Annotated in this window: 4 protein-coding genes; 1 reads left to right on the top strand and 3 read right to left on the bottom strand. The window is 72.6% G+C overall.

All coding sequences use genetic code 11. The features are described 5' to 3' along the window. Positions 1 to 354, bottom strand: a 354-nt coding sequence (locus G3I19_RS35115; RefSeq protein WP_164267740.1) for a helix-turn-helix transcriptional regulator, incomplete at its 3' end; no start/stop codon positions are given. Between the two features lie 199 nt (positions 355 to 553). Between G3I19_RS35115 and G3I19_RS35110 the strand changes: the two genes are divergently transcribed. After that, the gene (locus G3I19_RS35110) at positions 554 to 1,534 is read left to right on the top strand and encodes a cyclase family protein (protein ID WP_164267739.1); all 981 of its coding nucleotides are present in this window, start codon (positions 554 to 556) and stop codon (positions 1,532 to 1,534) included. A 27-nt stretch (positions 1,535 to 1,561) separates the two neighbouring features. On the opposite strand, the gene G3I19_RS35105 is transcribed toward G3I19_RS35110, so the two are convergent. Further along, the gene (locus G3I19_RS35105; RefSeq protein WP_164267738.1) at positions 1,562 to 2,737 is read right to left on the bottom strand and encodes a 4-hydroxybenzoate 3-monooxygenase; all 1,176 of its coding nucleotides are present in this window, start codon (positions 2,735 to 2,737) and stop codon (positions 1,562 to 1,564) included. A 50-nt stretch (positions 2,738 to 2,787) separates the two neighbouring features. Further along, positions 2,788 to 3,948 carry a 4-carboxymuconolactone decarboxylase gene (gene pcaC / locus G3I19_RS35100; protein WP_164267737.1) on the bottom strand — a complete coding sequence of 387 codons (1,161 nt, stop codon included), beginning with the start codon at positions 3,946 to 3,948 and terminating at the stop codon, positions 2,788 to 2,790. Between the last annotated feature and the right edge of the window lie 21 nt (positions 3,949 to 3,969).

The following is a 3,969-nucleotide window of genomic DNA, read 5'->3' as shown; positions in this document are numbered from 1 at the left end:
CGCGGCACGCGGCCCGCCCGGCCGCGGCGGGCTGAGCCGGGCGAGTTCGCGCTGGCCGAGGGCGAGCAGATCGCCGAGGCCGAGACCGAGTGCGCGGGCGGCGGCCGCCAGGACCTCGGACGAGGCTTCCTTGCGGCCGCGCTCCAACTCGGAGAGGTAGGGCATCGAGATTCTGGCCCTGTCGGCCACATCCTTCAGCGTGCGCTCCTGTGCGAGGCGCTCGCGGCGCAGGACGTCTCCCACGACATCCCGCCACAGGGGCTCTTTCGTCCCGTCCCCCGTGACCGGCGCAGCAGCGGCTGCCACCGGGCGCAGGGGAAGGACGCGGGCTTGGTTCGGCGCGTGGCTGCTCACCTCTTCACCCTAGAAGCCCGGCGCCGGGCAGGCTGCCGGTGGCGTTCTGCCATGGGCGAATTCATCCGTCGGCGGACGCCGGTACGGCCCCGGGGCCCGAAGGGCCGAGCGGAAGGAGGCCGGTGTACGGCGGCGGGGCGGGGGACGGGACCATATTGATCACCGGTGCACAGCGCACCTTCCGTATGGCCCAGGAGGCATGAGAGTGATCAACCGCGAGGACCCCGGGACAGCGATAGCCGAGGCCGCCGATGCCTGCTCCAACTGGGGCCGTTGGGGCGAGGACGACGTTCTCGGCACGCTGAACTTCATCGACCCGGCCAAGCGGCGCGAAGGCGCGGGACTCGTACGCAGGGGAGTGAGCTTCTCGCTGTCGCAGACCTTCGACATGGACGGCCCGCAACAGGGCTGGCGCCGGCGGACCAACCCGGTCCACACCATGCTGGAGACCGGCACCGACGCCGCGCTGGGCAACCAGGGCTTCCCGCACGGCTTCGGCGGTGCCGACGACGCGATCGCCATGCCGTTGCAGTGCTCCACCCAGTGGGACGGGCTGGGGCACATCTTCGACCACGGCAGGGCGTGGAACGGGCGCGCGGCCGAGGAGGTCGTCACATCGGCCGGGGACATCGTCACGGGGATCGAGCACATGGCACCCCATGTAGCGGGGCGCGGCGTCCTGCTCGACGTCGGCCGCGTCGTCGGACGCGCGACCGGACAGCCCAACGGCGAGCTGCCCGACGGCTTCGCCATCACCGAGGACCACCTGGCCGCGACCGCCGAGGCGCACGGTGTGGCGGTCGGCCGCGGCGACATCCTGCTCGTCAGGACAGGACAGCTGACCCGGGCCCGCCGGGAGGGCTGGGGCGAGTACGCGGGTGGCGCGTCCCCCGGTCTGTCCTTCACCACCGCGGGCTGGCTGCACCGTACCGAGATCGCCGCCGTCGCCACCGACACCTGGGGCTTCGAAGTCCGCCCCAACGAGTTCGACAACGCTTTCCAGCCGCTCCACCAGGTCGTGATCCCCCACATGGGCTTGCTGGTCGGCGAGATGTGGGACCTGGACGCGCTGGCCGACGACTGCTCGCGGGACGGGGTGTACGAGTTCTGGCTGACCGCCGCCCCGCTGCCCATCACCGGGGCCGTCGGCTCACCGGTCAACCCGGTCGCCGTCAAGTAGCCCGCGACCGCTCTCACCTGCGCGGGGTCAGACGACGGGCAGCCCGGTGTAGTTCTCGGCGAGTGAGGCCGACGCCGCAGCGGACGAGGTGAGGTAGCGCAGGTGGGAGAGCTGGAGCCGGCGGTCGAAGCCGGTGGCCGCGGGGTCGGTGTGCAGCAGGCCGGTCATCGTGTACGAGAAGTGCTCGGCCCGCCAGACGCGGCGCAGCGCGGTCTCGGAGTAGGCGTCGAGCAGGGCCTCGTCCCGCCGGGTGTGCCAGTGGGCGATGGCCCGCGCCAGCAGGGTCACGTCGGCGACGGCGAGATTGAGGCCCTTGGCGCCGGTCGGCGGAACGATGTGGGCCGCGTCGCCGGCCAGGAATAGCCGGCCGTGGCGCATGGGCTCCGCCACGAAGCTGCGCATCGGTGTGATGCCCTTCTCGGTGATCGGCCCCCGCGCGAGCTTCCAGCCGTCGTCGGTCTCGAAGCGGGTGTCGAGTTCGTCCCAGATCCGCTCGTCCGGCCAGTTCGCCGTGCTGTCGGCCGGATCCACTTGGAGATAGAGGCGGCTGACCTGCGGGGACCGCATGCTGTGCAGGGCGAAACCGCGCTCGTGATGGGCGTAGATCAACTCGTCGCAGGAAGGCGGCACATCGGCCAGGATGCCGAGCCAGGCGAAGGGATAGGTGCGCTCCGTCACGGTGAGAACGCCGTCCGGTATGGTGCGGCGGCCGATGCCGTGGAAGCCGTCGCAGGCGACCACGATGTCGCAGTCCAGGGTCTGTTCGGCTCCTTCGTGGCGGTAGCGGACCGACGGGGCCGCCGTGTCGGTCCCGTCGACGGAGAGCGCCTCGGCCTCGAAGAGCACGGCCCCACCGCCCTGTTCACGCAGCGCGATGAGGTCCTTGACCACCTCGGTCTGCGCGTAGACCAGCACCGACCGCCCACCGGTGCCCGCGGTGAGGTCGATGCGGTGGGAGCGGCGGTCGAACCGCAGCTCGACGCCCCGGTGCGGGATGCCCTGGCGGTCCATCCGCCCTCCTGCCCCGGAGGCCCGCAGCACCTCGACGGTGCCATGTTCGAGGATTCCGGCCCGCTGGCGCTGTTCGACGTACTCCCGGGTGCGGAGTTCCAGTACGACGTTGTCGATGCCCTGGCGGTGGAGCAGATGGGACAGCAGCAGACCGGCCGGGCCGGCGCCGATGATGCCGACGCGTGTGCGCATACGGACTCCTGGGACGGAGAGAGAAGCAGAAGGGGGGATCACGGTGGGGCTCAGCCGGTCCTGTCGAGCTCGTCGAAGACGCGCTGCGCCGTGGCGAAGGCCGCGTTCGCGGCGGGAACGCCGCAGTAGACGGCGCTCTGCAGCAGCACCTCCCCGATCTCGTCGCGGGTCAGCCCGTTGCGGATCGCCGCGTCGACGTGCATCGCCAGCTCGTCCAGCTGCCCGTGGGCGACCAGCGCGGTGAGCGTGATGCAGCTGCGCGTGCGGCGGTCGAGGCCGGGCCGGGTCCAGATCTCGCCCCACGCGTAGCGCGTGATGAGGTCCTGGAAGGCGGCCGTGAAGGGCGTACTGCGTGCGGTGGCGCGGTCCACATGGGAGTCACCCAGCACGGCCCTGCGCACAGCCATGCCCGCGGCGCGGCGCGTCGAGTCGTCGTCAGCCCGCGCGGCGAAGTGTGCCTGGAGTGCGGCGAGTACCGGCTGCGGCTGCTCGACCGGGGCGAGATGGGAGACGCCGGGCAGTTCGAGCAGGGCGGCCCCGGGGATGCCGTCGGCGAGTTCCCTGGCGTGGGCCGGGGGAGTGACGGGGTCCTCGCGTCCGGCGACCACCAGAGTGGGCGCGTGGATACGGTGGAGCGCACCCCGGAGGTCGTACGCGGCCAGCGCGTCGCAGCAGGCCGCGTATCCGCCCGGATCGGCGGCGCACAGGTCTGCGACCATACCGGCGGCGGCAGTTGAGCCCGCGAAGCCGGGGGTGAACCAGCGCCCCGGCGCACCCGGTGCGAGCGCCGCGGTTCCTTCGGCCCTGGCGAGTGCGGCGCGCTCACGCCAGCCGGCCGGGTCGCCGAAGCGGGCGGACGAGCAGATCACCGCGAGCGAGGTGACCCGTTCCGGGTGGTGCGCCGCAAGGTACGCGCCGACGGCCCCGCCGAGTGAGATCCCCGCGTACCCGAACCGGTCCCAGCCCCGGGCATCGGCCAGCCGCAGGACGAGCTCCGCCAGGCCGGCGACGGTCGCCGAGCCGTCCTGCGGGAGCAGCCCGGCGGGTGAGCCGCCGTGGCCGGGCAGATCGAAGCGGAGCACCCGGTGGGTACGGCCGAGGGCGGTGGCCTGGGCCGCCCAGACCGACACCGATGTGCCCAGGGAAGGCCCGAGGATCAGCGGGGGGCCGTCGTCCGGGCCGTCGAGCAGGTGGTGCGGCAGAGAGGTCACGGGTTGCGCCCTTCGTCGGGG

Origin of the sequence: Streptomyces sp. SID10853 (genome assembly GCF_010548145.1) — a bacterium.
Taxonomy (GTDB): Bacteria; Actinomycetota; Actinomycetes; order Streptomycetales; family Streptomycetaceae; genus Streptomyces.
The sequence above is the reverse complement of the archived record's forward strand: the minus strand, read 5'-3'. Positions and strand labels throughout refer to the sequence as shown.